27 protein-coding genes are annotated in these 25708 nt (G+C 56.5%); 5 read left to right on the forward strand and 22 right to left on the reverse strand.

Annotation, left to right across the window (positions count from 1 at the left end):
- Genes EKM95_RS01305 through EKM95_RS01335 form a run of 7 tightly spaced genes read right to left on the reverse strand, consistent with a single transcriptional unit; the run spans position 1 to position 4363 of the window.
- The gene (locus tag EKM95_RS01305; RefSeq protein ID WP_125696025.1) at positions 1–744 is read right to left on the reverse strand and encodes a class I SAM-dependent DNA methyltransferase; all 744 of its coding nucleotides are present in this window, start codon (positions 742–744) and stop codon (positions 1–3) included.
- Positions 741–1100 (reverse strand): ribosome silencing factor, encoded by a 360-nt coding sequence (gene rsfS / locus EKM95_RS01310; protein ID WP_125696026.1) that lies wholly within the window; start codon positions 1098–1100, stop codon positions 741–743. Before rsfS ends, EKM95_RS01305 begins: the two co-directional genes overlap by 4 nt.
- The gene (gene yqeK, locus EKM95_RS01315) at positions 1097–1705 is read right to left on the reverse strand and encodes a bis(5'-nucleosyl)-tetraphosphatase (symmetrical) YqeK (protein WP_125696027.1); all 609 of its coding nucleotides are present in this window, start codon (positions 1703–1705) and stop codon (positions 1097–1099) included. Before yqeK ends, rsfS begins: the two co-directional genes overlap by 4 nt.
- A complete protein-coding gene (locus tag EKM95_RS01320) occupies positions 1698–2396 on the reverse strand; it encodes a nicotinate-nucleotide adenylyltransferase (protein WP_125696028.1) in 699 nt (232 codons plus the stop codon). The genes yqeK and EKM95_RS01320 overlap by 8 nt, the downstream gene beginning before the upstream one ends.
- Positions 2397–2401: 5 nt before the next feature.
- Positions 2402–2716 carry a YhbY family RNA-binding protein gene (locus EKM95_RS01325; RefSeq protein WP_125696029.1) on the reverse strand — a complete coding sequence of 105 codons (315 nt, stop codon included), beginning with the start codon at positions 2714–2716 and terminating at the stop codon, positions 2402–2404.
- Between the two features lie 11 nt (positions 2717–2727).
- On the reverse strand, positions 2728–3846 hold the full coding sequence (gene yqeH, locus EKM95_RS01330) for a ribosome biogenesis GTPase YqeH (protein WP_125696030.1): 1119 nt from the start codon (positions 3844–3846) through the stop codon (positions 2728–2730).
- Positions 3836–4363 (reverse strand): YqeG family HAD IIIA-type phosphatase, encoded by a 528-nt coding sequence (locus EKM95_RS01335; RefSeq protein ID WP_191988581.1) that lies wholly within the window; start codon positions 4361–4363, stop codon positions 3836–3838. Before EKM95_RS01335 ends, yqeH begins: the two co-directional genes overlap by 11 nt.
- 468 nt (positions 4364–4831) lie before the next feature.
- On the opposite strand from EKM95_RS01335, the gene EKM95_RS01340 reads away from it, so the two are divergent.
- The 4 genes from EKM95_RS01340 to EKM95_RS01355 are packed head-to-tail and all read left to right on the forward strand — an operon-like array spanning position 4832 to position 8201.
- Positions 4832–5659 (forward strand): VOC family protein, encoded by an 828-nt coding sequence (locus EKM95_RS01340; protein WP_125696032.1) that lies wholly within the window; start codon positions 4832–4834, stop codon positions 5657–5659.
- The gene (locus EKM95_RS01345) at positions 5656–6624 is read left to right on the forward strand and encodes a ring-cleaving dioxygenase (protein WP_125696033.1); all 969 of its coding nucleotides are present in this window, start codon (positions 5656–5658) and stop codon (positions 6622–6624) included. Before EKM95_RS01340 ends, EKM95_RS01345 begins: the two co-directional genes overlap by 4 nt.
- Before the next feature lie 12 nt (positions 6625–6636).
- Entirely contained in the window at positions 6637–7254 is a 618-nt protein-coding gene (locus EKM95_RS01350; protein ID WP_125696034.1) for an alpha/beta hydrolase, read from the forward strand.
- Positions 7255–7271: 17 nt separating this feature from the next.
- Complete coding sequence (locus EKM95_RS01355) at positions 7272–8201, forward strand: NADP-dependent oxidoreductase (RefSeq protein ID WP_125696035.1); 930 nt, start codon at positions 7272–7274, stop codon at positions 8199–8201.
- A gap of 114 nt (positions 8202–8315) precedes the next feature.
- On the opposite strand, the gene EKM95_RS01360 is transcribed toward EKM95_RS01355, so the two are convergent.
- The 6 genes from EKM95_RS01360 to EKM95_RS01385 all read right to left on the reverse strand — a co-directional run bounded on the left by EKM95_RS01360 (position 8316) and on the right by EKM95_RS01385 (position 11755).
- Positions 8316–9008, reverse strand: coding sequence for a hypothetical protein (locus EKM95_RS01360; RefSeq protein WP_125696036.1), 693 nt, complete (start codon positions 9006–9008; stop codon positions 8316–8318).
- 116 nt (positions 9009–9124) lie between these two features.
- Positions 9125–9547, reverse strand: coding sequence for a hypothetical protein (locus EKM95_RS01365; protein ID WP_125696037.1), 423 nt, complete (start codon positions 9545–9547; stop codon positions 9125–9127).
- Positions 9548–9934: 387 nt separating this feature from the next.
- Positions 9935–10291, reverse strand: a complete 357-nt coding sequence (rplT, locus tag EKM95_RS01370; protein WP_125696038.1) for a 50S ribosomal protein L20 — start codon at positions 10289–10291, stop codon at positions 9935–9937.
- An 81-nt stretch (positions 10292–10372) separates the two neighbouring features.
- Positions 10373–10573 carry a 50S ribosomal protein L35 gene (gene rpmI / locus EKM95_RS01375; protein WP_003565872.1) on the reverse strand — a complete coding sequence of 67 codons (201 nt, stop codon included), beginning with the start codon at positions 10571–10573 and terminating at the stop codon, positions 10373–10375.
- Positions 10574–10603: 30 nt separating this feature from the next.
- Entirely contained in the window at positions 10604–11137 is a 534-nt protein-coding gene (gene infC / locus EKM95_RS01380; RefSeq protein ID WP_164510038.1) for a translation initiation factor IF-3, read from the reverse strand.
- 246 nt (positions 11138–11383) lie between these two features.
- Entirely contained in the window at positions 11384–11755 is a 372-nt protein-coding gene (locus tag EKM95_RS01385) for a hypothetical protein (RefSeq protein ID WP_125696040.1), read from the reverse strand.
- A 288-nt stretch (positions 11756–12043) separates the two neighbouring features.
- On the opposite strand from EKM95_RS01385, the gene rsgA reads away from it, so the two are divergent.
- Positions 12044–13108, forward strand: a complete 1065-nt coding sequence (rsgA, locus tag EKM95_RS01390) for a ribosome small subunit-dependent GTPase A (RefSeq protein ID WP_125696041.1) — start codon at positions 12044–12046, stop codon at positions 13106–13108.
- A gap of 207 nt (positions 13109–13315) precedes the next feature.
- Here the strand turns inward: rsgA and thrS are convergent, their stop codons facing one another.
- The 9 genes from thrS to murC all read right to left on the reverse strand — a co-directional run bounded on the left by thrS (position 13316) and on the right by murC (position 25697).
- Positions 13316–15289 (reverse strand): threonine--tRNA ligase, encoded by a 1974-nt coding sequence (thrS, locus tag EKM95_RS01395; protein ID WP_125696042.1) that lies wholly within the window; start codon positions 15287–15289, stop codon positions 13316–13318.
- 362 nt (positions 15290–15651) lie between these two features.
- The gene (gene dnaI, locus EKM95_RS01400; RefSeq protein WP_125696093.1) at positions 15652–16581 is read right to left on the reverse strand and encodes a primosomal protein DnaI; all 930 of its coding nucleotides are present in this window, start codon (positions 16579–16581) and stop codon (positions 15652–15654) included.
- A gap of 2 nt (positions 16582–16583) precedes the next feature.
- On the reverse strand, positions 16584–18008 hold the full coding sequence (locus EKM95_RS01405) for a replication initiation and membrane attachment family protein (RefSeq protein WP_125696043.1): 1425 nt from the start codon (positions 18006–18008) through the stop codon (positions 16584–16586).
- A gap of 168 nt (positions 18009–18176) precedes the next feature.
- Positions 18177–18647, reverse strand: a complete 471-nt coding sequence (gene nrdR, locus EKM95_RS01410; RefSeq protein WP_125696044.1) for a transcriptional regulator NrdR — start codon at positions 18645–18647, stop codon at positions 18177–18179.
- A gap of 96 nt (positions 18648–18743) precedes the next feature.
- On the reverse strand, positions 18744–19346 hold the full coding sequence (gene coaE, locus EKM95_RS01415) for a dephospho-CoA kinase (RefSeq protein ID WP_125696045.1): 603 nt from the start codon (positions 19344–19346) through the stop codon (positions 18744–18746).
- Positions 19343–20191, reverse strand: a complete 849-nt coding sequence (gene mutM, locus EKM95_RS01420) for a DNA-formamidopyrimidine glycosylase (protein WP_125696046.1) — start codon at positions 20189–20191, stop codon at positions 19343–19345. Before mutM ends, coaE begins: the two co-directional genes overlap by 4 nt.
- A gap of 236 nt (positions 20192–20427) precedes the next feature.
- A complete protein-coding gene (gene polA / locus EKM95_RS01425; RefSeq protein WP_125696047.1) occupies positions 20428–23070 on the reverse strand; it encodes a DNA polymerase I in 2643 nt (880 codons plus the stop codon).
- Between the two features lie 518 nt (positions 23071–23588).
- The gene (locus EKM95_RS01430) at positions 23589–24299 is read right to left on the reverse strand and encodes a Bax inhibitor-1/YccA family protein (RefSeq protein WP_125696048.1); all 711 of its coding nucleotides are present in this window, start codon (positions 24297–24299) and stop codon (positions 23589–23591) included.
- A gap of 69 nt (positions 24300–24368) precedes the next feature.
- Complete coding sequence (gene murC / locus EKM95_RS01435; RefSeq protein WP_125696049.1) at positions 24369–25697, reverse strand: UDP-N-acetylmuramate--L-alanine ligase; 1329 nt, start codon at positions 25695–25697, stop codon at positions 24369–24371.
- Positions 25698–25708 lie beyond the last annotated feature (11 nt).

Here is a 25708-nt window from a genome sequence, read left to right on the forward strand (position 1 = left end):
CTACTCCTTTCTCGCGTGGAAAAACCAGCGGGTGCTGGCCGGCGTGATGGCGGCTTCGCCAAAATCAGCGGTGGCCGACACCAGTTTAAAGCCCGCCTGCGCCAACGTCTTTTCAAAGTCTGCCTGCGGATAGGTCCGCTCCTTGTGCGTTTCGGCCAATGGATGGTAGGCGTCGATCGCCTCGTCATAAATGAAGAAAGTCAGATCGTGCTCGATACTATGCGGCACCTCACCTTCATAGCTGGTCCACAAAAACGCCTGCGTCTCCGTTTGGTCGTTGTACATGAAGCCGGGAAAAATATCATCCATTTGATGCAGCGAATGCGCATCAAAAAAGAAGTCTCCGTCGGCCGGCAACAGCTTGGCTACCTGCTGGAAGACCGCTGCCACGCTGGCCAGGTCTGGCATGTAGCAAAGCGAATCGTCAAAGCAGGTCACCACATCAAATGGCGCCAGGCCGATCTCGTCCAGCGCCAGCATGTCGCCTTGCACCAGCGGTACGTCCACGCCGGCCGCCTCGATCTTCGGCTCAGCCAGCGCCAGCATGTCACCTGACAGATCAAGATCCGTCACGGCAAACCCCGCCTGCGCCAACAGCACCGCCAAACTGGCGGAGCCGCCCGCCAATTCCAGCAGGCGCTGGCCATGAGGCGCCACGCGGGCGGTCACATAATCGCACCAGCGGCTGTATAAGCTGTCGTCCATCAAGCGGTCATAGACTTCGGCAAACGTCGTGTAGATCATGCTTCCTGGACCCAGGCCGACACATCCACCAGCGGGGCTTCAGACCAAAGTTTTTCAAGATTGTAAAAGGCGCGTTCCTCTGGCAAAAAGACATGGACCACGATATCCGTGTAGTCCATCAGCAGCCATTTGGAATCCTTTGTCCCTTCGATGCGGGGAAGCGGGCCACCAGCGGCCTTCACTTTTTCATCGATCGCATCCACGATTGCATCGATCTGGCGCTGCGAGCCGGCGCTCATGATCACAAAGTAATCGGCAAGCAGGGAGACCTTGGTCATATCCAGGGTCACGATATCGTCGGCGCGCTTGTCATCAGCGGCCAGGACGATCGTTTCGAGTAACTTTTCTGCGTTCAGTTTGACTCACTCCTTTGAAGTAATGCGTTATACGTTTCAAGTGTCTTAGGAAAAATCAATTTGCGGGCACCGACCAGATACGTCAACGTCGACGACAACTCAATCAAGGTGGCCTCGGTCAAGTCTGTCTGGGCGGCTTTGCGCGCCTGTTTTTCACTGTCCAGCGTGCGCGCCGGCTCAATGAAGTCCGCAAGAAAAATGATCTCATCAAGCGGCGTCATGTCAGGGTCGCCAGTCGTGTGGCGGGCAATTGCCTGCAGCACCAACTTGTCGGTAATGCCGACTTCGCGTTCAATGTAGGCGATGCCGACCACCCCGTGCCAGACCCCGCGGCCAAACACCAACAGTTCGGGGTCATAGGGCCCTGTCTCGATCAGCTGGCGATAGTCCGCGACCGGAATCTGTTTGGCATAGTCGTGAAGCAGGCCCGCCAGTCCGGCGCGATCGACGTCTTCGTGATGCAGGCGGGCGAGCGCTCGGGCCGTTTTTTCGACCCGCAGGCAATGTTGAAAACGCGCCTCGTCCAGCCGTTTTTGCAGCAAATGGACGATCTCGTCGCGTGTTTTGCCATTGGTCAAGGTGCTTGGATAAACGATTTCATCCACGATAAAGCCCCTTTTCTTCGATGTAATTCCGGACGGCATCCGGCACTAGGTAGCGAATGCTGAGGCCGCATGCCAGGCGCTGTCTGATCTGCGTGGACGAGATATCCACAAGCGGCGCGTCCACCCAGACGATCGGGTACGGGCTTTGCGGGGCGTACCCGCGGCGCTTGACGCCGACAAACGTGACCAGCTTCGCCAGTTCATCGATTGCGTGCCACTTGGGCAGATACGCGACCATGTCCGCACCGATGATGAAGAAATAATCGATGTCCGGATGCAAATGTGTCAGCGCCCGCATCGTATCGACCGTGTACGACACCCCGCCGCGCCGAATCTCGGCGAGCTCCAGGCCAAACAGCGGATTGTCCTTGATGGTCGCCTCCACCATCGCCACGCGGTCGCGAGCGGCGATCGCCTCTTTTTTGTCGACATGCGGCGGCTGATTATCCGGCAAAAACAGGACCTGCGAGAGTCCCAGCTGCGTGCCCGCGGCCTCGGCCATGATCAAATGGCCGATGTGAATCGGATTGAACGTCCCGCCGAAAACACCGACTTGGCGGCGCTTGCCAGCAAGGGGCTGCGCCGTCACTTCCTCCTCGATCACCGCATGGACCGCGGGGCGAGTCAGCGGCTGAACCGTGGTCCGGGCCGGCGCCGCGTCACGCGTGTCTTGAGCCTTCCTTGTTGCCATGGGGCTCACCCGCGCTTGGCGACTTCAAGCGACAACTTGCGATGCTTTTCCTGCTCAGCCGGCCGGAAGACCACCAGCGTGCGCCCGATGAGCTGCGCCACCTCAAGCCCTGGCATTGCCTCAGCCAAAAAGTCGGCCACCATCGCCGGCGTTTCCTCGGCACTTGGCAAAAGCGCGATCTTCACCATTTCGCGGGGTTCAAGCGCAGCCGCGACCCCCTGCGCAAATTGCGTGGTCAGCCCATTTTTGCCGACATTGATCAGCGGCTTTTGGGTCATGGCCAAACTGCGTAAATACCGTTTCTGTTTTCCAGTTAACATAGCGACTCCTTTCAGATCAAGGCGCGGCGCAACAACACGTCGACGCCTTCTGGGGCATAGCCCGCAACGGTGACACCGGCCGGCACCACGATCCAGCCGAGCCCGGCAAACACCAGGTCGGATTTTTCCTTGGGCGTGAACTCGAATCGGGCCAGCTTGGGAAAATCAGCAAGATCTTCCGGCCGCGGCGGTGTCAGCAGGTCCCCGCGGTGTTTTTCATAAAATGCATCCGCGTTGGCCAGCTTTGTGCGGTGCAGCAAGAGCTGATTGTCCGCATAAATGGTAAAGCCACTGCGGCGCCCGCGGATGAAATCAAACCGTGCGAGGCCCGCCAAGAAGATGGTCTGGCCCGCCTCAAGCTGATAGACTTTGGGCTTGATCGTCTTCGTCGGCGTCACCAGCCGCAGATCCTTGGCGCCCAGGTAATGCGCCATTTGGTGGCGGTGAATGATGCCCGGCGTGTCGATGAGAAAATGCCCATCGTCCAGCGGAATCTGAATCCGGTCCAAGGTCGTTCCGGGAAAACGCGACGTGGTGATCAGATCCTCAACGCCGGTCAGTTCTTTGATGATGCGATTGATCAACGTCGATTTTCCGGTATTGGTGACACCCACCACATACACGTCGCGGCCGGCGCGCAGGTCCTCGATCGTTTCCAGCAAGTCGTCGACCGCATCGCCGCGTTTGGCGGAGGTCAAAATTGTTTTCACCGGCCGCAGCCCTTGCGCATGGGCGGCCTGGGTCAGCCAATTCGTCAATTTGTTGTGATTGAGGTCACGCGGCAAGACATCCGCCTTGTTGCCAACCAGCACCACCGGATTATCGCCGACAAAGCGGTGGAGCCCAGGAATCACCGAGCCATTGAAGTCAAAAATATCGACCACGTTGACGATCAACGCATTGCTTTCACCAATCGTGTTGAGCAGGCGCAAAAAATCATCGTCGGTCAACTGAACATCGGCGACCTCGTTGTAATGGCGCAGGCGGAAGCAGCGCTGGCAATAAAGCTCCTCACCGTCTTCTGCTTTCGCCAGGGACGCAGCCGGCAGATACCCAGCCTTGGCCGGGTCTGTGGTCTGCAGCTGCGCACCGCAGCCAATACAAAAAAGTGCCGTTTCGTTATTTTCCATTCAGATCCTCCGAATAATGCAGGTGTTTTTTCCCGCCGAGCGTCATGAAGACGAATTTTTCCAAAAAGCGGTTGATGCTGGTGTTCCAGGCGTCGCTTTCGATCAGCGGCTGGACCAAAATGGTGCGCACCCCGGCAAGATTGCCGGCCGCCACATCCGTCAGCAGTTGGTCGCCCACCATCACGCATTCGCGTTTGGTGAGACCAAGATAATGGACGGCTTTATTGATTCCAACCGGCAATGGCTTCATCGCCCGCGCAACAAATGGCAGGTCCAATTTTTCAAGGGCCCGCCCCACGCGCTTGGCGTTGTTGTTCGACACGACCATCACGGTAATGTCGGCTTGGTGCATCGCGGCGAGCCAGTCGCGCAGTTCTGCGGAGCCGTCTGGGTCGTTCCACGCCAGCAAGGTGTTATCTAGGTCGCAAAAAACCGCGCGGATGCCTTGCTCTTTCAAGCGCGCGGCGGTCAAGCCGTAGACAGCCTGGACCAGCCAGGTAGGTTTGAAAAGTGACACGTTGTTCCTCCTCATGACAAAAGGTCATATCAGTTTATTATACTACGCGCGCAATGTCTTGCCCAACCGGAAACGGATTTGGGCATATCTTGTGTAATCAAGGACATCAGTTTGTCCCGTTTTGACGCGCTCATCGACAATGACCATACACTTGCCTGAACTCGTTCTTTGCCTGGTCGACCAAGCAGTCTGTCTTGTCAATATATCGCGGTCATATAAAGTCCAAAGTTCTTGTCCCCCAACGTTTTCCGCTCACAGCCTCGCCGTGCGCTGACTTTTTTCTTCTATTATAATAGCGTAATCGACGCGCGCAGCATCCGCCGGCGGTCTTACTTGTGGCTGTCCGCAGCAACAGCCGCCCTCCCCCAAGTGCTTTTGTTTCCTCTTTTGGGCGGCCCCCTTTACAATGGAGGTAGGTTGCTTTTTATGACACGGTTGATATACTTACTATAAATAAGTTGGGAGGCGATAGCGATGTTGCATCATGTTTCTTTGCTCACTGGCTCCGCTGCGGCCACGCGTGATTTTTACGAGGAACGACTGGGGCTGCGGTTGGTGAAAAATACAGTCAATCAGGAAGATCTGAAGATGCGCCATTTATTTTTCGGCGACCGCTTTGGCACGCTGGGGACAGTGATCTCGTTTTTTGTCATCGATCATCTTGGGTCGCGGTATGACGATGGCGATTTTCTGACCGGCGTGACGCTTGGGATTCCAGATGGGTCCGCCGCCTATTGGACCGCGCGGCTGGGCGGGCTGACGGTCACGGATCCAAACGATGTCGCGATCACGTTGGTGGAAAATGGGCCGGCGTTGCCCGCGGCGCGGCAGGTCGCAGGATCTGTGCCGGGGGATCATCAGATCACCGGGCTGGTTAGCACGTCGCTTGAGACCACCTCAACCGCAGAGGCGCAGCGGTTTGCCTCGACGATGCTGGCGGATGATCCGGGGCTGATCTTGCGGCCTGGCCATGCCGGCACCCATCGTTTCGGCCGCGGCAGCATGGATCATGTCGCATTCGTCGTGCCGGACAAGGGTGCGCTCGATGACATCGCCGCCCGCGCTTCCGCCAACCAGTTTGTCATTGAAAAGTTTGCGGATCGCGGCTGGTTCACAAGTTTGTATGTGCTCACGCCGGGTGGGGTGCGCATCGAGTTTGCCACGCCAGGCCCCGGCTTCACGCTGGATGAGCCTGTCGAAACACTGGGCCAAGGGCTTGGCCTGCCACCATTTTTAGAGGCAAAACGACCAGTGATCACTGCCTATTTTCACGATAAAGGAGTCGATTTCTCATGATCAAACATCCCCTGCTTGGAATGAACCATGTGACCGCGATGGCCAGCTCGCCGCAAGCGATCTTTGACTTGATGAGCAAAACACTCGGCCTGCATTTGATCAAAAAGACCGTCAACCAGGATGCCATCGACACGTATCATTTGTACTTCACGGATGACACAGGGACTGCCGGCACCGACATGACGTTTTTCACCTTCCCCAATCAGCTGCCGGGTATTCGCGGGACGAATATGATCTCGCGTGTCAGCTTCCGCGTGCCCAACGACGCGGCGCTCGACTTTTGGGAGGACCGCTTGAATGACCGCGACATCGAGCACGATCCGGCCGAGAGCCAATTCGGCAGCCGCCATCTGAACTTTCGCGATGAAGATGGTCAGGAATATCAGCTTATCTCTGATGAAAATACACATGGCGTGGCAGGCGGCACTCCATGGCGGCATAGCGACGTTCCAGCAGAAATGGCGATCCTCGGCCTGGGTCCGGTGACGGTGACCGTTGCCGATCAGGAACATATGCATTTTGTCGCCACGGATCTGATGGGCTATCGTCAGCTGGCCGCGGATGGCAACTTTACCTTGTACGAGACAGGCGAAGGTGGCCACGGCGCGCAGCTGATCGTCGAACACCGCGATGACCTGCCCCTGGCCGTGGAAGGGTTTGGCCAGATTCACCACGCGGCCTTCAACACCGAGGACCGTGAGACCCTGCAATTTTGGATCGACCGCATTTCCGATTATCGCTTGCCGCAATCCGGATTTGTGGAGCGCTACTACTTCCAGTCCGAATATTTCCGGGCGGCGCCGCAGATTCTGTTTGAGATCGCCACCGCGGGACCTGGCTTTTTGCAGGATGAAACGTATGATGAGGCCGGGATTCACCTGGAGCTACCGCCATTTTTGGAAGCGCAGAGGGCCAGCATCGAAGCCGGCCTCACCCCCATCGAGACCAGATGGCGTGGCCGCTGAGAAAGGACAATTATGGCTGAGATCAAATTTGTTTCCGGCTCGCCGTTGCGCGTCCCACTCATCGTCCTTCACGGCACCGGCGGCTCGGTGGACGACCTGATTCCAATCGGCCGGTTTCTTGCGCCTGGGAGCCCCATCATCAGCATCGGCGCGCCCCTGATCGAAGATGGCCAAAGTCGCTATTTTCGCCATTTGCCAAAGGGCGGCTTTGACCTTGCCGACTTGGCCGTTCAAACGGATTGGCTGCTCGATGAAATGAGTGCCGCTGCCGCGGACAATCGGGTGCCGCTTTCGGCCGCGATCGTGATTGGCTATTCAAACGGCGCCAACGTGGCGGTTCGGGCGCTGATGACGCGGCCCGTGCCGTACCGCACCGCCGTCCTCTTCCACCCGATGAGCTTGGGCGTGATCACAAACTTTGCCAAGCCAGCCGACGCCGAAGTTTGGCTTTCTCATGGCAGTCGCGATGCAATCGTATCGGCCGCCAATTTCACCGAGCTGACAAACGACCTCACCCAGGCCGGCGTTCAGACAACGATTTTTACGCATGACCAAGGCCACAACCTCAACGAAGACGAGCTGAAAAGTGCGCGCACCTGGCTTCAAGACTCCGGCCGGCTGCATCTTTAATAGAAGGAAGCGATAGAATGAACCGTTATGGATTTTCGACATTTGGCGCGCCATCAGTTTTTGAAACGATCCAAGCCAAGGCGCTTCCGCCAATCGCGGGAGTGGTTCAGATCACGGTCCAAGGGGTCGGCCTCAATCCGTATGATGCCGCATTGCGCCGCGGTGAACAGGCTAAAATACGGCCGCTCACTTTTCCCATTGTGCCGGGAACGGATGTCGTCGGCACAGTCACCGCGATCGGCAAAGGCGTCACCGAATTTGCGCTTGGCGACACGGTGATCAACTACCGGCCGATCGGTGGGTACAGTGAAGTCGTGAACGCCTCTGTTTCCAAAGTCGCCAAAATGCCAGACGCGATGCCGCTCACCCAGGCTGCCGGATTGGCGCAAGCTGGCGTGGCGGCGCTTGCGGCGTTGAGGCAGGTCAACCTGCACCCCGGCGCGACCCTCGCGATTCAAGGCGCGTCGGGTGGGGTTGGCAGTTTGCTGGTGCAACTGGCACGAACCGCTGGCCTCCACGTGATCGCGCTCGCCAGCCGGCCGAATTTGCCCTTGTTAAAAAAATTGGGCGCTGACTTAGCCTTGGCGACTGATGACTTGGGTAAGATCGCCGATGTTTTCGGCACCGCCGACGCCGTGATCAATGCGACCGGTGGCGGCCATGAGTTGGCCACCAGCATCGAATTGGTCAAGCCGGATGGCAAATTGCTTACAACGGCCTGGGTCGACGTCGATCTCAGCACGCGTCCGCATGTGACCCGCCTGCAGCTGGGCACGATCAAAGTCGACAACGGGGCATTGCTCCATGAGCTGGTCGATACCGTGGCGGCCGGCGCGCTGAGCGTCCCGCTGGCGGATGTTCTGCCATTTGACCTCGCCGGCGTGATTCGCGGCCATGAATTACTGGAGACCCGCCATGCCCCAGGGAAAATCGTGCTGGTGAAATAGTTGTCATGAAAAAAGACAGGATCTGCGCAGCTTCGCGGTTGCGTGGGATCCTGTCTTTGTCTATAGCCGTCGTTGGGCGTCATGATCGTTGAAGCGCCGAATGCATGAGGCAACCTAATCTTTGGCCGGCCGCTGCGTTTCTTGATCAAAATTGTTGCGCACGACCCGCACCGGTTTTGCGGCCGGATCAAGGACCAGCACCAGATCATGAAAACTGCCATCGCCGCTTGGCCAGATCAGATCGTGATGCTCCTCGGTGAGACCCAAGAACGTCACGTCCGGTTCAGCCTTGGCCAGCAAATTTTCAAGTCGTCCTTCAGTCGTGGTCATTGAGTCCCCACTATCATCACTGCCATCATTGATCATCGCAACGATCTCGTGCCAATCCACACGCGCCGACTCCGGCCATTTTTTCATCCGTTGGGGCAACAGTGGCCCGCCGTTTGTTAACTGGTAAACGAGCCGGTACGGTTTGACGGGCATACTATGCGTGAGCGTGATCAAGGTCGGGTTCTCGCGCATCTTACTGGCATATTTGCGGATCGCATTTTTCACATAATACCAACGAGCGGCGGCCAGAATCACGGCTATCATCACTGCGTAAAAGCCCAAGCCCAAGAAGTCCACGTCAAATGGGTACCGAACGAGCAATGCGAATTCCAGCTTAAAATATCGCCAGTCAAAGCCAGTGCTGGAGGTCATATGGTATGCAAACCAGACCAAAAAGCCAAACCAGACCACGCTAACGCGGCCATACCAGGCGAGCACCCGGTCAAGGGTCGTGCTGACTGAATACGACTTGCCCAAGACCCGGTCATCGCTCAGCGTTTCGCGTATCCGTGCGAGATATGGCAGGGCCGTCAGATCTTCTATTGTATCAGCCTCTTCATGTGTCGTCGGCGCCGTCCCTGTTTCAGAGTCAGCTACTTGGTCGGCGTCGGGAGTCGAAGTCCTATTTGAATCGGTCGAATCGTTACCTTCACTTTCAATTTGCGTTTCGGTGATGTTGGTTGCTTCCCCTGCCTCGGATTCAGCTGAAAATCGCTGACTACTGATTCAGCACCAGAGGTTTCATCATTGGCTCGGTCGTTCGTTTGCACTCGATCATCGGAGGCCAACTGGCTCGCCGACACACCTGTCAGTGTATTGTCATCGTTGTCGGTCAGTTCATCACTATTATTGTGCATATCTGTTTGGTCATCTTGTGTGAGTCTACCAATTGTCATCAGGGGGCCTCGCTTTTTCCAGAATGGTAAAAGCATAACACGCGTGGCTCGGCAGATCTCCTCAAGGACGACAAAATAGAGTTTGATGAATGACACATCTAGCAATTGTGATGCCGTCACATTATTTTGTCCGCACGCCCCTCGGATGTCCCCGAGAAATAATGTGATGCCATCACACCAAGTCACCGTCCATCAAGAGGATATGCCAAAATCCGCGATATCAGAGATTGCAAACTTGCTCTCAGACGCGAAAATTATAGATATTTGCGATATCAGAGATTGCCATACAGGGCACCGTCTACCGCGCCAGTTTTCCCCGGGCGTACTCCGGGTATGCGAATTTGCACGCCCCCCGGATATCCCCGACAAATAATGTGATGCTATCACACCAACGCAACGCCAAGCCGACCGGCGTGCGGACACGCCACATTCCAGGCAACCTTGCACCTTTTTCCGCACCAAAAAAGGCACAAAAAAACCGTCCCCGAAAGGACGGTTGTCGATCTGTTATGCCAAAGCTTTCTTTGCGGCGTCTGCCAGAGCGGTGAAGCCCTCTGGGTCGGCGATCGCGATGTCAGCAAGCATCTTACGGTTCATGTCGATGTTGGCCACTTTCAGACCGTGCATCAACTTGCTGTAAGAAATGTCGTTCATACGGGCTGCGGCGTTGATCCGAGCGATCCACAGGCTGCGGAAGTTGCGCTTGGTCGCGCGACGGTCGCGGAATGCGTAACGATAGGATACCATGACCTGGGCATTGGCTGCCTTGAACAACAGATGCTTGGCCCCACGATAACCCTTGGCGAGCTTCAAGACCTTCTTACGACGCTTACGAGTAACAGTTCCACCTTTAACACGTGGCATAGGAAATTCCTCCTCTAATAAATACGAATACGTTCTGCGGTGCGACGCTCGTTTTCAGATGCGTCCTGCACTGGCAGGCAATTACTTCATCTGGCTGAGCATCTGGCGGATCCGCTTCATATCGGAATGGGATACCAGTGCGGACTTGCGAAGCTGGCGACGCTGCTTCTTAGTCTTGCCGTGGAAACGGTGGCTGGTGTACGCGTGACCGCGCTTCAGCGCACCACTAGCAGTTTTCTTGAAACGCTTTGCAGATGCACGGTGTGTCTTGAATTTTGGCATAACGATCTTCCTCCTAAACTTCTTCCCTGATCACTTTTTTGCGTTGGTGTCAGGTTTTGGTGCGAGCATCATGAACATGCTCCGGCCATCCATCTTCGGACGAGCCTCAACGTTGGCGATGTCTTTAACGGCTGTCGCCATCTGTTCCAGAACTTTTTGCCCCAAGTCCTTATGGGTGATCGCACGTCCGCGGAAACGAACGGAGACCTTTACCTTGTCCCCTTTTTCAAGGAACTTGGTCGCGTTTTTGAGGCGCGTGTTGAAATCCGCTTCACCGATGGTCGGAGACAGGCGAATTTCTTTGATGCTGATGGTTTTCTGTTTCTTGCGTGCTTCACGCTGCTTTTTTTGCAGCTCGAAGCGGAACTTGCCGTAATCCATGATGCGAGCGACAGGCGGCTTCGCGGTCGGAGAAACCAAGACCAGGTCCAAGTTTGCATCCTGCGCCAGCTGCAGGGCTTCGCGGGTATCCTTGACGCCAAGCTGTTCGCCGGTCGAAGAGATCAGGCGTACTTCGCGTGAACGAATCCCATCATTGACCATCATATCTCGTGCTATGGCAATTCACCTCCGAATAAATTTCGAGAAAACGGGGCCATCTGCCCGTTAACAGAATACGGCGAAGACCATATAAAGGTCCCCGCCGTATGTATATACCGTACATATGAGCCTAGCGGTGCAAAGCACGTGGGCGAGAAGCGGGAACTTCTGCTTGTTTTCTCAACTTGAATAGTATACGGGAAAAATCAGCCAGCGTCAAGATTCTTTGTGGGAGGCATTCATGCCTTCATTTTGACTCGAAGACTCGGGTCATTCATCCCCATCATCATTCCAATGCGATAGCTGGTCGATCATGTCCTGCCGGCTGTGGAAAAAGCGCATCCCCCAGGTCAGCGCGCAGATGCCGACCGCCCCGAAGACTGCGATCCAGACTGGATAAAAATTGATCGCGCGGAACCAGGCGACAGCGATAAACCCTGTGGCCACCAGCGCCGCTACTAATGCGACCGCCAAAATGGTCATCAACCCACGCCCATTTTTCGCGGCTAACCGCTGAAACCGTGTTTCGCGATCACCGGGCAACACCGCGGCCAAAAGAATGATCGCCGTGGTAATCAACGCGCCGACCACCCTTGCGATCAGATATAAAAGAAGCCAAGAACCCCACAGCGCGATCAACATTTTCCGCCTCCACAAGAAACCAGTCTATCATAACGGGGCGAGTGTGCGGGCAGAAAATCGAGGCCGACCACGCAGAAATGAGACGACGAAAAAACCGGCTGGCACTATTAATTTTATAATTAACCATGCTATACTGGCGACAACAGCCGCGCAGACGTCGCGGCGGCTTCGGAAAGGATGTGTGCATGCTATGACAAATAAGTTGAGCATTGTGATGGGCGTTGGCCCGTCGGTGGAGGGAATCGCCTTCTAGCAGCCCTCCAGATCTATTAGGAGGAACACACGAAATTGACATTAACTGAATATGGTCTCACCCCTGCCCGCGCGGCTCAGCAGCCGGCCGAGCTCACCCTTGCGCGCATCACCACGCAGGATCGCACGTTGTATACCGCAGCCACGGAAACTGGGCCGGTGCGCGCCGAAGTGGCTGGCCGGCTTGCGAACATGGCGGCCGGGCCGGAAGAATTTCCCGCGGTCGGCGATTGGGTCCTGCTTCGCGGCACGCCAACTGCTGGCGACGTGGCGATCATCGAACGGCTCCTGCCGCGCACCAGTGTTTTCAGCCGAGTCGCGGCCGGGCGTAGCGGCGCCGAACAGGTCGTCGCAGCCAATGTGGACACACTGATGCTGTGCATGGCGCTGGATGAGAATTTCAACCTGCGCCGCATGGAGCGCTATTTGGCCGTGGCCAATGCGAGTGGCGCCATGCCTGCGATCGTTTTGACCAAGGCGGACAAGGCGCCCGACCTCACCGACCAACTGAGCGCCGTCCGTGCCCTGAGTGGCAACGCGCCCGTCGTATTTTGCGATGCGACGCGGACCGATGGCATCGTCTCGCTGGCTGCCTTGATCGAGCCAGGCAAAACAGTGGCATTCCTTGGGTCATCAGGTGTGGGCAAAACCACCCTGATTAACCGGCTACTTGGGGAAGACCGCTTGGCGACGGGCGCGATACGCGAAAATGATGCCCATGGCCGCCACACTACCACAAGCCGTGACCTCTTGCTTTTGCCCAGCGGCGGCATTGTGATCGACACGCCGGGCATGCGGGCACTTTCGCTACTCGACGCCGACACGGAAACCACTTTTGCGGATATCACGGATCTCGCGACGCAATGCCGGTTCAATGATTGCACGCACCAGCAAGAACCCGGTTGCGCAGTGCAAGCGGCGATCGCAGCGGGGACGCTTGACCCTGAGCGCCTTGCCAGTTTCCGCCGCCTGCAAGAAGAGCAAGCCGTGAATGTGGCATTGCGCGGGCGGGCCCGGGAGCGCGCGAAGATCGACCAGATCTTTGGCAGTCGCAAACAGATGAAACAGGTCATGCGGACTGCCAAGCAGCGGCGCAGATAGCCGCGAACCCCCGAGATACCAGCTACGTATATAATAGAGGAAAAACGACGGCGTTACCTCGCAAAATGGGGCAACGCCGTTTTTGATTCATTCGAGTTATTTGCAACCATCAGGGAAAACGTCTCAGGACCGTTCTTTAAATGGCAACAAAAACCGCCGCAAAGCGATCACGCGCTGCGACGGTTCAAGAAAGCACGAATTCAGTTGTTAGTCAGCGAGCTGGCTGCCTTCGCCGCGCTTGTGTTTGCCATCGCGGCTGAAGTTGTTGATCTCAGCTTGGACGGAATCCATAAACATGTTGGCCGGCATTTCTTCAGCCTTGCTTTGGCCAAACTTACGAACAGAGACGGTCGCGGCGTTCAATTCCTCTTCCCCGACAACGATCGTGAATGGAATCTTGCGGGTCTGCGAGTCGCGGATCTTGTAGTTCATCTTTTCGTTGCGGCTGTCGAGCTCAACGCGGAAGCCCTTCTTGAGCATTTCTTCCTTGAGCTGCTTGGCATAAGCCATGTGCGCGTCGAGGTTGACCGGCACGATCACGACCTGAGTTGGAGCGAGCCAGGTTGGGAAGGCGCCTTTGTAGATCTCGGTCAGATAGGCGATGAAGCGCTCCATGGTGCCGACGATGCCGCGGTGAATCATAACTGGGCGATGTTCCTGGCCATCGGCGCCGACGTATGTCAAGCCGAAGCGCTCCGGCAGCATGAAGTCCAGCTGAATGGTGGACATCGTTTCGTCGTTGCCCAGCGCTGTCTTGGTCTGGATGTCGAGCTTCGGGCCGTAGAAGGCAGCCTCGCCTTCTGCTTCGTAGTAGTCCAGGCCAAGGTCATCCATGGCGGCCTTCAGCATGCTTTGGCTGCGGGTCCACATTTCCTCGTCGTCAAAATACTTTTCCGTATTCTTCGGATCGCGGTAGGAAAGACGGAAACTGTAATCGGAGATATTGAAGTCTTCATACACCGCCATGATCAGGCGCAGGATCTTTTTGAATTCTTCCTGGACTTGGTCAAGGGCGACAAACGTGTGGCCATCGTTCAACGTCATTTCACGGACGCGCTGCAGCCCGGAAAGCGCGCCGGATTTTTCATAACGATGCATCATGCCAAGTTCCGCGATGCGCAGCGGCAATTCACGATACGAGCGAATGTGGTGCTTGTAGATCTGGATGTGGCTCGGGCAGTTCATCGGCCGCAATTCCAGCATTTCGCCATCGCCCATGTCCATCGGTGGGAACATGTCTTCGCGGTAGTGTTCCCAGTGGCCGGATGTCTTGTACGCGCTCAGGTTCATCAGAACTGGGGTGTAGACGTGCTCATAGCCGTCCGCGAGCTCCTTGTCGATGATGTAGCGCTCGATCACGCGGCGAATGGTCGCCCCATTTGGCATCCAGTATGGCAGGCCGGCGCCGACGTTTGGATCAACGAAAAACAGATCCTGGTCGCGCCCGATCACACGGTGGTCACGTTCCTTGGCCTCTTCGCGGCGCTTGGCGTCTGCTTCAAGGTCGGCTTCCTTGTAGTAAGCCGTCGCGTAGATCCGCTGAAGCATTGGGTTGCTTGACTTGCCCTGCCAGTATGCGCCGGCAACGGACAACAACTTGAAATGCTTGAGGTCCTTCAGACTTGGCAACAGAACTGCTTCTTCGAAGTCGAAAAAGTCGCCCAGCTTAAAGCCATCAACGGTGTCGCCTTCGATCGCATCGATCAATTCGAGCTTGTATGGGTCGTCTGCGAACAATTGCTTCGCCTCGGCCTTGGTCAGGGACGCCTTTTCAATTGCCGGAGCATCCTTGACGATCGCCGCCATTTTGGCTTCGATCGCTGGCAATTGGTCGATCGTCAGCTGGCCATCATCGCGGTCGGTGTCGTAGAAAAAGCCATCCTCATCCGCCTGGCCTTCGCCGAGCCGCACTTCTGGATGCAGGTCCTTGATCGCGGCAGCCAACACAAACGCGGCCGTTTGACGCAGGACGTTGAGCCCGTCTTCGCTGTCTTTGGTGATGATCTCGATGGCGCCGTCTGCAGTCAGGCTGTCTTGAAGGTTGACGAATGCGCCGTTGAATTTGCCTGCGACGGCTTTTTTCGCCAGCGAGGTGCTGATAGCCTTGGCCACCGCCTCAACGGTCACGCCGTCATCGTATTCCTTGACGCTGTTATCTGGAAATGTGAGCTTGATCGACATTGTAAAAACTCCCTTTGTTTAAATTTGAAAGCTGTGTCCCTTTTCGAACACTTGACCATAAAAAAACGCCTCGGATATCTTTACCGATACCCGGGACGATCTCTCGCGGTTCCACCCGACTTGAAAGCACTGCTTTCCACTCTATGCTCGTAACCTGAGCACTGGGCCATCGCTGGCACACTCGGAAAGCGGTGTGGATCAGGTCTTGCTCGGCTTTCAGCCACGGCCGGGGCTCTCTGGTGAAACATGATCCTTTAACTTTCGTCTTTGATACCCTGATTAAACCACAGCCAGCAAAACGGCGCAAGCGCGAGTTTGAAAAAACTTTTCGGCTCGGCGAAAAATTGGCGCGTGATCAGGCGTCAGCGCGACCCATTTCGCCGCTCTTGGCCGCCGACATGAATCTCATCGGCCAAAAATCGGATGCGCTCCATGATCCGGCGTGCACGCACCTCTTCCAGGTCCTTCCCCGATTCCTTGCCCGACAAGAAATCGGTGAGCTCGGCCATGCTTTTATTCGAGGTAAAAAGCGTCGGCAACTCCTCTTGCATCCGGTACTGAAGCAGCACCCCGAGCACCTCGTCACGCAGCCAAGCACTGTACGATTCGGCGGCGATGTCATCGAGCATCAAAACGGGCACCTTTTTCAATCGGCCGAGTTTGTCTTCGGTGGTGTGATCATTGATCGCGTTTCTGATCTCAAGGGCAAAGGTCGGATAATGCACCATGGTCGAGGCGATGCCGCGGTCCGCCAAGTGATTGGCAATCGCGCCCAAAAGATAAGTCTTGCCCACGCCAAACGGGCCGGTCAGGTAAAGGCCGCGGTGGAATTCCTGCGGGGCCTCATCCATCGCGTCGGTGAAACGGGTCGCGGCGAGCAATGCGGCGGCTCGGCCGGTTGGATCATAGTCTTCAAGCGCCGCGGTGCGAATCGCCTTGGGCATGTTGACCGAGGTGATGAGCGACGCCTGATGGGCCACTTGGTCCGCTGCAATCTTAGCCGGCGTCGGCTCATACATGATGTCGATCAGCCGGTTGGACACGACGAGCTGGGGCATGTAGCCGGAATTTGGCAACGCCTGGTCCTCGCCTTTGCCATCGCGGGCGGTCACATATTCGTAGATCTTGGCCGCGCCGCGAGTCACCGCATCGTCCGCCAATTCATCCTTGTGCGCCGTCAGCCATGCCTGCACCGACGGATCTGCGACTGCCTGTTTGACCAGCTCGGCATATCTGCCGGTCAGTTGGCGTTGGTCCATGATCGCGGCGATCTGGTCGCGTACATTTGTCAGATTCATTGCTGGTTGCCGCCTTTCTTATCCGTCTGTTTGATCCGCGCGAGTCGGGCATCGAGCTCGGCTTGTTGGGCCGGAGTCAATGCATCCCCTTGCGCCTGGTAATCATCTTTCAACCAATCCGGCACTGCCTCTTGTCGACTCGGGCGCCCGCTGTTTCGGCGGGAGCGCGGCTGCGAAGAGGTCGTCGGGTTGGCGGCCGCTGTTTTCAGATAGGCCAGCGCCGCCTCAGGTGAGCCGACACCGGCCTTCGCCCATTCATTAGCCACCTTGTTCAGGTATTTTTCATTGATCGTGTCATTGGTCTGATAGATCGAGTCGATCAAGATATTCAACGTCGCATCGTCAAAGACATGGCGGCGGCTGAGGTCGCGCACCGCCCATTCTTCATCACGCGAGACAAACATGCTCGGCCCCTTTTGCTTCTTGCGCTGTTCCATGAATTCGCGCACCGGCAAGTCGCGTGCCTGCTTGAGCAGCGTCGTTTCGGCCGGGGTGTAAGTGGCAGTTGCGCCCTGCATTTGCGACTGGGCGGTTGTCCCTGGCTGCTGCGTCTGCGTGGCATCGCCCGTCTGCGGCTGGGCTTGGCCCTGCGCCGTGGCCGCATTTTCCGCTGGCCGGAAATTGGCCTGCCCGGTGGAAAACTCCTGCTCCGCAAAATTTTGTACAGCCTTCAACTTAAACTTACCAGTCAGTGGATCGGCGGCGTGCTGCAATAGCCGTGCCAGGCTCGGCACATCGAGGCCATAGAACTTCGCCACCTGATAAAGGCCCGCGCGCTGGGCATCCACGCTGCCCTGATCGACGCCGGTTCGCGTGAGCATCGCAGCCAGCAGCGCCCAGTCATAGCCGTCGCCATTGCCCAAGCTGACAGCCGGCTGCGTTTTTGGCCCGTCTGACTGCGCCGGCCGCTGAAGCACATGGGTCAGATGAAAGACATCCAGAAACTGGGCGGACACATCCTGCCAGGTGTCGCGGCGCACCGGATGCAATTCGTATTGCCCCTGCAACTGCAGGTAGCGCGTCTCCCCGACCTTGTCATACAGCAGCATTCCCAGCAAGTCGTCCGCGAAAAAGCGATTCGGCGCGACCGGGGCATACAGCTCATAGGCAAAATAGCGGCCGAGTTGATCGACGGTGGAATACGTTTTGAGCAAGCCCACTGCCTCGAGTTTGACCCGCGCCTCAAATAAGCCATCCAGATCGACGTCGATCAGATCCAGCAACCGCGTCTGAGGAGGCCGTTTGGAAAATTGTTGCGGCTGTTTGGCCTCGCGCCAAAGCGTCAAATATAAACTGAGCGCGGCCGGGCCGACCAGTGGCTGATATAAACAGATTGCGACATCTTGATCTAGGTCGCTTAAATACGTGGCCTGGGTGACGAGATACCCGTCTTGGGCCATGAATGTGGTGGGTCGTTTCATCGGCGTGCTCCTTTCTTTTGACTGCCGCAATTGACTTCGGCAACGCGATTGGCCGCCTCCCCGCGCCGGGCTGCTTTGGCAACGCGGTAGGCTGCTTCGACAACGTGGCCAGGTGCTGGCCGCAAAATAAAGGGCCTGGCGCGCAGCCAAGCCCCCGGCGCTTTTGCGCTATTTCTGGTCAGTCTGTTCCTTTTTCATCATGTCCTGAAGTTCGGACATGAAAACGGACATATCTTTGAACTGGCGATAGACACTGGCAAACCGAATATACGCCACGTCGTCTACGTCGGCCAACAGCTTCATGACATACTCGCCGATGACCTGACTGGAGACTTCGTTGTCGCCGATCGCCCGCAACTTGTTTTCGACCTGCTCGACGATATTTTGCATCTGCTCCATCGTGACAGGCCGCTTTTCCGCTGCTCGAATCAAGCCTTTCAAGATCTTCTCGCGATTGAACTCTTCGCGGGTCCCATTTTTCTTGATCACCAACAGCGGCGTCTGCTCGACGCGCTCGAAGGTCGTGAAGCGGAAGCCGCAATTCTCGCATTCCCGCCGCCGCCGAATCGCGCGACCACCATCTGTCGGGCGAGAGTCAACGACGCGCGAACTATTGTGATGACAATGTGGGCATAACAAGGCGCCACCTTCTTATCCAGGGTTTATACGTCATTATAGCATATTTATTTTGCTGCATATGCGACCAAGCTTGAGTTCACAAGAAAAGCGCGGCCGTCACGCCATTTTTGTCACGGCCTTGAGCAGCGCATCGACTTGCTTCTCGCGAATCGCCTGGCCGCGGCTGTTGTCGATGAGAAAATCCGCCCGCGCGACCTTCTCGTCCAGTGGCATCTGGGCCTCAATGCGTGCCTGGGCCGCCGCCTCGGAAAGCCCATCACGTGCCATCAGCCGGGTGAGTTGCACCGATTCCGGCAGTGTCACCACCGCCACGCCGTCAAACGCCTTGTCCCAGTTGGTCTCATACATCAGCGGAATGTCGCCCACGATCACCGGGGCGCCGGTTGCGGCCGCCTCGTCCAGCGCGCGCTTCAATGCGACGCGGATGTGGGGCTGATCGATGGCGTCCAGCTGCCGGCGCTTGGCCGGATCGGCGAAGATCAGCGCCCCTAGCCGCTTGCGATTCAGCGCGCCGTCTGGGGTCAGCACATCCGCCCCAAACGCCGCCGCGATCTCCTGCAACACTGGTGCGCCGGGCGCCATCACCTGATGCGCAATCACATCCGCATCAACAACAAGGCAGCCGCGCTGTTTGAACACGGCTGCAACCGTGCTTTTGCCGGTCGCAATGCCGCCGGTCAGCCCGAGCCAATACGTCATGGCAGTCGCCTCTTTCTCAGCGGCTGACAATGCGGGCAAAAATGGGTCCCGCGTTCGCCGACTTTGGTCTTCAAGATCTCTGTCCCGCAGCGCGCACACGGCGTTCCCTCTTGACCGTAAACATGGAGTTGTTCCTGGAAGCGCCCGGTGTGGCCGCCTGCATCCAAGAACGAATGGACCGTGGTGCCGCCCAGTTCGGTGGCGGTGGCCAGCTCCTGGATGATGTTGTCATGAAGGCGCACGACTTCCGCACGCTTGAGGGTCGCGGCGGGCTGAAGCGGCGAGAGCTGGCTGAGCCACAGCGTTTCATCGGCATAGATGTTGCCGATGCCGGCGACCACGTTTTGATCCAGTAGCACGGATTTGATTGGCGCTTTCCGCCGGTGCAAAGCATCGTAAAAAGTCGCCGCGGTCCAGCTTGGGTCATCCGGCTCCGGACCTAGTGTCGAAAGACCACTGACCGTCGAGTTTTCCGTGCCGGTCAGCACCAGCTGCATCCGCCCAAACTTGCGCATGTCGGCGTAGCGCATTTGCGAGCCATCCGCAAAGGTGAACCAGACATGCATGAAGCGCGGCGGCTCCTGATCCGCAGAGGCGGCCAATTGATACTTGCCTTCCATGCGTAGATGCGACACCAGCGTTAAGTCCTGGTCAAAGCGAATCAATAAGTATTTGCCGCGGCGGTCGACGCCAGTGATGGTGCGACCGATCAGCGCGGTGCGAAACGCGGTCAGCCCGCCGATCAAGGTCTTCGGCCAATTGGCATCGACGGCCGTGACCGTTTTGCCCACGACCAATTTGGACAGGCCGCGGCGCACATTTTCGACCTCAGGTAATTCAGGCATTTTGTTCTTCCTTTATCTCGTTATAAAAGTGGCCGCATGATTCGAACCCAAGTGATTACGACTCAGACCCGGCACTTGGCCCACTTCCGTATCGTCCACCACTTTGACAGCAGTGTCGTGGACCAAATGTCCGGGTCCGAGCAGCTAAGGTTCGCATCGCCTGGTCCAAAGAACGGACCTGGTGATGCGGACACTTACCTGTCGGACCCAAGATCGACATTCGGCCCACTTCCCATTTATTTTGCGTCGAACCAGGTCGGGCCGTAATGGCTTTCGACCTTCAATGGCACCGCCAGCGAGACGGCGGAATCCATCACCTTGGGCACGAGCTCGGCCAGCGTCGCCATTTCTTCTGCCGGCCCCTCGAAGATCAGCTCATCGTGGACCTGTAGCAACATCCGCGAATGCAAGTGGTTCTCATCGAGCATCGCCTGCATCCGGATCATCGCCACTTTGATGATATCGGCGGCGCTGCCTTGAATCGGCGAATTCATGGCCGTGCGTTCGGCAAAACTGCGCAGGTTGAAATTGCGCGAGTGGATGTCGCCCAGATAACGATGGCGATGCATCAAGGTTTCAACATACCCCTGCTCGCGGGCGACCTTCACCATTTTTTCCATGTAGTCGTGGACTTGCGGGTATTGCTCGAAATAGCCGTCGATGAACGCCTTGGCCTGCTTGCGAGTGACGCCGATGTTCTTGGCCAAGCCAAAATCGGAGATGCCGTACACGATTCCGAAGTTGGTCGCCTTGGCTTGCCGGCGCATGTCCGGGGTGACCTGATCCGGCGAATCCAGGCCAAAGATCTTCATCGCGGTATTGGCGTGGATGTCGCGGTCTTCCTTGAAGGCTTCCTGCATGTTCGCATCGCCGGAAATATGGGCGAGCACGCGCAATTCGATCTGCGAATAATCACTGGAGAAGATCTGCCAACCCGGCTTGGACGGAATGAACGCCTTACGGACCTGCTTCCCCTCATCGCGCGCTGGAATGTTTTGCAGATTGGGATCCACGGAAGACAGCCGGCCCGTTTGCGTTAAGGTCTGCAGATAGCGCGTGTGAATTTTGCCATCTGCCAGCTGCGCATTTAATAAGCCGGTGACATAGGTTGAAAAAAGTTTGGCGACTTGCCGGTAATCCAGAATGTCCTGAATGATCGGACTGGCCGATTTCAATTCCTCAAGCACCTCGACGCTGGTGGAATACCCCGTCTTTGTTTTCTTGATCACGGGCAGGTTGAGTTTTTCAAACAGGACCTCGCCGAGCTGTTTCGGGGAGTTCAGATTGAACTTCACTCCAGCTTCGGCGTAGATCTTTTCCTCCAGGACCGTCTGGGTGCTGCGCCACTGGTCCCCCATCGCCTTGAGCGTCGCGCGCTCAAGCGTGATGCCGGTGATTTCCATTTGCGCGAGCACCTGCGCCAGCGGCATTTCCAGCTCGGTGAACAGATGCGTCTCTTCCTGTTCCTTCAGCTTGGTGGTCAACAGCGGCTGCAGGGCTAAGATTGCCCGGCCTTTTTCAACAAAATGCGTAAACAGCGCCACCTCGTCTGGGACGTGGCGCTTGGCCCCTTTGCCGTAGACCGTTTCATCAAATGGCACGCTGACGCCATGATCTTGCGCGATCTGGCCGAGGTCGTTGGCGTTTTGATCAGGGTTCAGCAAATAGGACGCCAGCAGCACATCAAACGCAAGCGCGGGCAGCGTCACGCCAAGGCGGGCGGCGGCCACGATATCGCGCTTGCCGTCAAATACAGCCAGCTTCGCCTCCGTCAGCCAGGTCTGCACCGCGGGCAGGGTCAACAGCGTGACATCACTGCTGACAAAAGCCTGATCCGCAGTGACAACAAACCAGCCGATCGGGTCTGCGGTATGATAATTTTCCGTCAGCATCTCTACTTCAAATGCAGCCGGTTCATGGACGTCGAGCAGGGCGGCTAAATTGGCGTCGTCGAGGACGGTGTAGGTAATGGCTTCGTGGACCGCCGTTTCCTGTGCACTGGCCGGCAACTTGGCCAATGCCTGGCGCATGTCCAGCCGGGTGTAAAGCGCACGCAATTTTTCGATATCTGGGCCGGCGTAATGCAGGTCGTCCAGGCCGATCGTGAGCGGCGCGTCGACTTTGATGGTCGCAAGAGTCTTGCTGAGGCGAGCCTGGGCCTCGTCGTTCACCAAGTTTTCCTTCATTTTGCTAGGCTTGAGCTGATCCAGATTGTCATAGAGATCTTCGATACTGCCGAACTGGGTGACCAACTTGATCGCCGTTTTTTCACCGACCTTGGTGACGCCGGGATAATTGTCCGAGGTGTCGCCCATCAGGCCCTTCATGTCGATGATTTGAGTCGGGGTCAGGCCGAATTTATCCTCGATGTGCGCCGGCGTGTAGGTCTCAAGCTCCGCAACGCCTTTTTTGGTCACCTGCACCGTGATGTGATCCGTGGCCAGTTGAGTCAAATCGCGGTCGCCGGTCACAATGGTGGTCTCCCACCCTGCTTTTTCCGCTTCGCGGGAAAGGGTGCCGATGATGTCATCCGCTTCGTAATCCTGCAATTCATAATGGGCCATGCCGTGATCGTCGAGCAGTTCCTTGATCACGGGCAACTGCTCGAGCAGCTCAGAAGGCGCGGCGTCACGCTGGCCTTTGTAGTCGCCGAACATCTTGGTCCGAAATGTACCGCCACTTTTATCAAAGGCCACGAGAATCTTGTCGGGCTTTTGCTGGGCCACAATGTTGTCGAGCATGTTATTGAAGGCGAACACCGCATTGGTGTGCAGGCCTTCGCTGTTGGTGAAGCGGTCCATCTGGGTGTACAGCGCGTAGAATGCGCGGAACGCGACTGAATTGCCATCAATCAATAATAATTTCACCTTGTCTGCCATGTGCGGCCTCCTTTTTCTCGTTTCCATTGTACCAGATTTTGCAGGGTCAGCGGGTGGGTCCTCGATGGCAAGGTCTGAGGTTTTCTATCTAGCTAAGAAGCTTATTTTGTGAAAACGCCCGGCTGAGCTCCGGCCAGAAATGGCTGGAACGCTCCCAAGTGACTTTAAGCCCGCAAAGACCGCGGTCTTAAAGCTCACTTTCGGTGTAAGCGGCACAGCCGCTAACACCGACGAGGGGGCTGAGCCATTTCTGGCCGGAACCCACCCTCATATTGCACATTCCAGTTACACACCATTTGAATTCATAAAAGTTGTCATAAAACTCACGACACTGATCAACTCCGATTACTCCGATCTTCACATCAGAGCAGTCGACAAAGAAAAAATCAGATACTGACAAGAACAGGTCCCGCACTTTTCGTTGCATTGTCGCACGTTGCTTCGGCTCTCGGAAACATCGCCTAGAATCAAACAAGCACCCACCCGTTTTGTTAGGTGAGTGCTTACACAAATTCTTATTAATCTCGACTCACGCCACCGAAGATGCGGAGGATGACGAGGAAAAGGTTCAGGAAATCGAGGTAAAGCATCAAGGCGCCCTGGGTCACAAGGGCGTTTTCCGCGATAAGGCCGTCGCCGGTGCCGCCTGCTGTCAGGTAGACTTGCTTGAGCTTTTGGGTGTCAAACGCGGTCATCACGATGAAGATCGCGAGGATGGCGTAGTTGATCAGCCACTGCAAGCCACTTGATGCGATGAACATATTGACGAGGGACATCACGATCACACCCCACAGCGCGGTGTAGGCGATGCTACCGGCTTTGCTGAGGTCCTTGTGACCGAACCGTCCAACGAGGGACATGGAGACGAAGATCACCGCGGTCACGACGAAGGCTGCAAAGATGTTGATCGTCGGATAGACCATCAAGACCAGGCTGATCTGGAAGGCAAAACTGGCGGAGAACAGGTAGAACATCAGATTGCCAAAGGACGTATTTTGCTGCGCGCGCCGGCCGCTGACCATAAATGTCATGATAAACGGCAAGAACAGAAAGATCCATGCCAGGATCTGGTGCTGGCCAATGAAGGTCAGATACTGCTGCTGAAATGGCACTGCCAGCAGATAGGACAACAGCCCGGTCAATCCAAGGCCGAGACCCATCTTCGTGTAAACCTTGCTAAAGAACGACGCAACGCCCGCGTCGTCATTCACCACTCGACGTTCATCCATTGAATCAGATCCTTTCTGGAACACGTATTGTTTGTATAGAAGCTATTATACGAAACGCAGGCTGACTTGTCAGTTAGACTTTGGACTGAGATCACTTAGAAGATCCGCGAACGCGTTCTCGTATTTTTGCACATCCCCGGCCCCCATGAAGACGAAGACCGCGTTTTTGTAATCCAACAGCGGTGACATGTCTTCAAGCTCGATCACATGGCCACCTTCTGGAATCTTAGCCGCAAGATCCGCCGCCGAGACCGCGCCCGACTTTTCACGCGCAGAGCTGAAGATCGGCGTCACGTACACGGCGTCGGCCGCATTCAAGGTCTTGGCGAAATCATCCAGGTACGCGATCGTCCGCGAAAAAGTGTGCGGCTGGAAGATCGCCACGATCTGCTTATTCGGGAACTTTTGGCGGGCGGCATCAAGGGTCGCGCGAATCTCGCTTGGATGGTGCGCGTAATCGTCGATGATGACGGCATCCGCCACCGTTTTTTGCGAAAAGCGGCGCTTGACGCCAGCAAAACTGGCCAGCTCGCGCGCGATGAATTCTGGGTCGAGATTCTCGGTCGTGGCCACGGCGACGACAGCCAATGCGTTCAAAACGCTATGCTCGCCGAACAACGGCACGTGGAAATGGCCGATGAGTTCGCCATGATGAAACGCGTCGAAGCTCGAACCCGTGGTGGTGCGCACCACATTTTTCGCGACATAATCATCGCGGTCATCTAAGCCATAATAATAGATCGGCACCTTCGCGGACAGCTTGCGGAGCCACTTGTCATCGCCCCAGGCAAAGATCGCCTTCTGGGTCTGGTCAGCTTCGGTCTGAAACGCGGAGTAGACGTCTTCGATGCCGGTGTAATAATCCGGATGGTCATAATCGATGTTGGTCATGATCGTATAATCCGGATGATACGCGAGGAAATGGCGGCGGTATTCATCCGCCTCAAACACAAAGAACTGGGAATCCGGAACGCCTTTGCCAGTGCCATCGCCGATCAGATAACTGGTCTTGGCGATGCCAGACAAGGTGTGCGCAAGCAGGCCGGTCGTGCTGGTCTTGCCGTGCGCGCCAGCCACACCGATGCTGGTGTATGGCGTCATGAATTTGCCAACGAATTCGTGGTAGCGATAAAAGGTCAGCCCAAGTTCATGCGCGCGCAGAACTTCCGGGTGCTCATCGGTGAAACTGTTGCCGCAGATCACGGTGTAGCCCGGCTTCAGGTTGTCCGGATCAAATGGCAACGACTGAATGCCGGCCTGTTCAAGCCCACGTTGAGTGAAAGTGTACTGGGTGATGTCGCTCCCTAATACCGTGTGGCCAAGATCATGCAAGATCAGCGCCAGTGCGCTCATCCCCGAGCCCTTGATACCGATAAAATAATACGTGTCCTCTGTCATGATGTTTCCTC

Source organism: Lacticaseibacillus yichunensis (genome assembly GCF_003946405.1).
In the GTDB taxonomy this organism is placed as follows: Bacteria; Bacillota; Bacilli; order Lactobacillales; family Lactobacillaceae; genus Lacticaseibacillus; species Lacticaseibacillus yichunensis.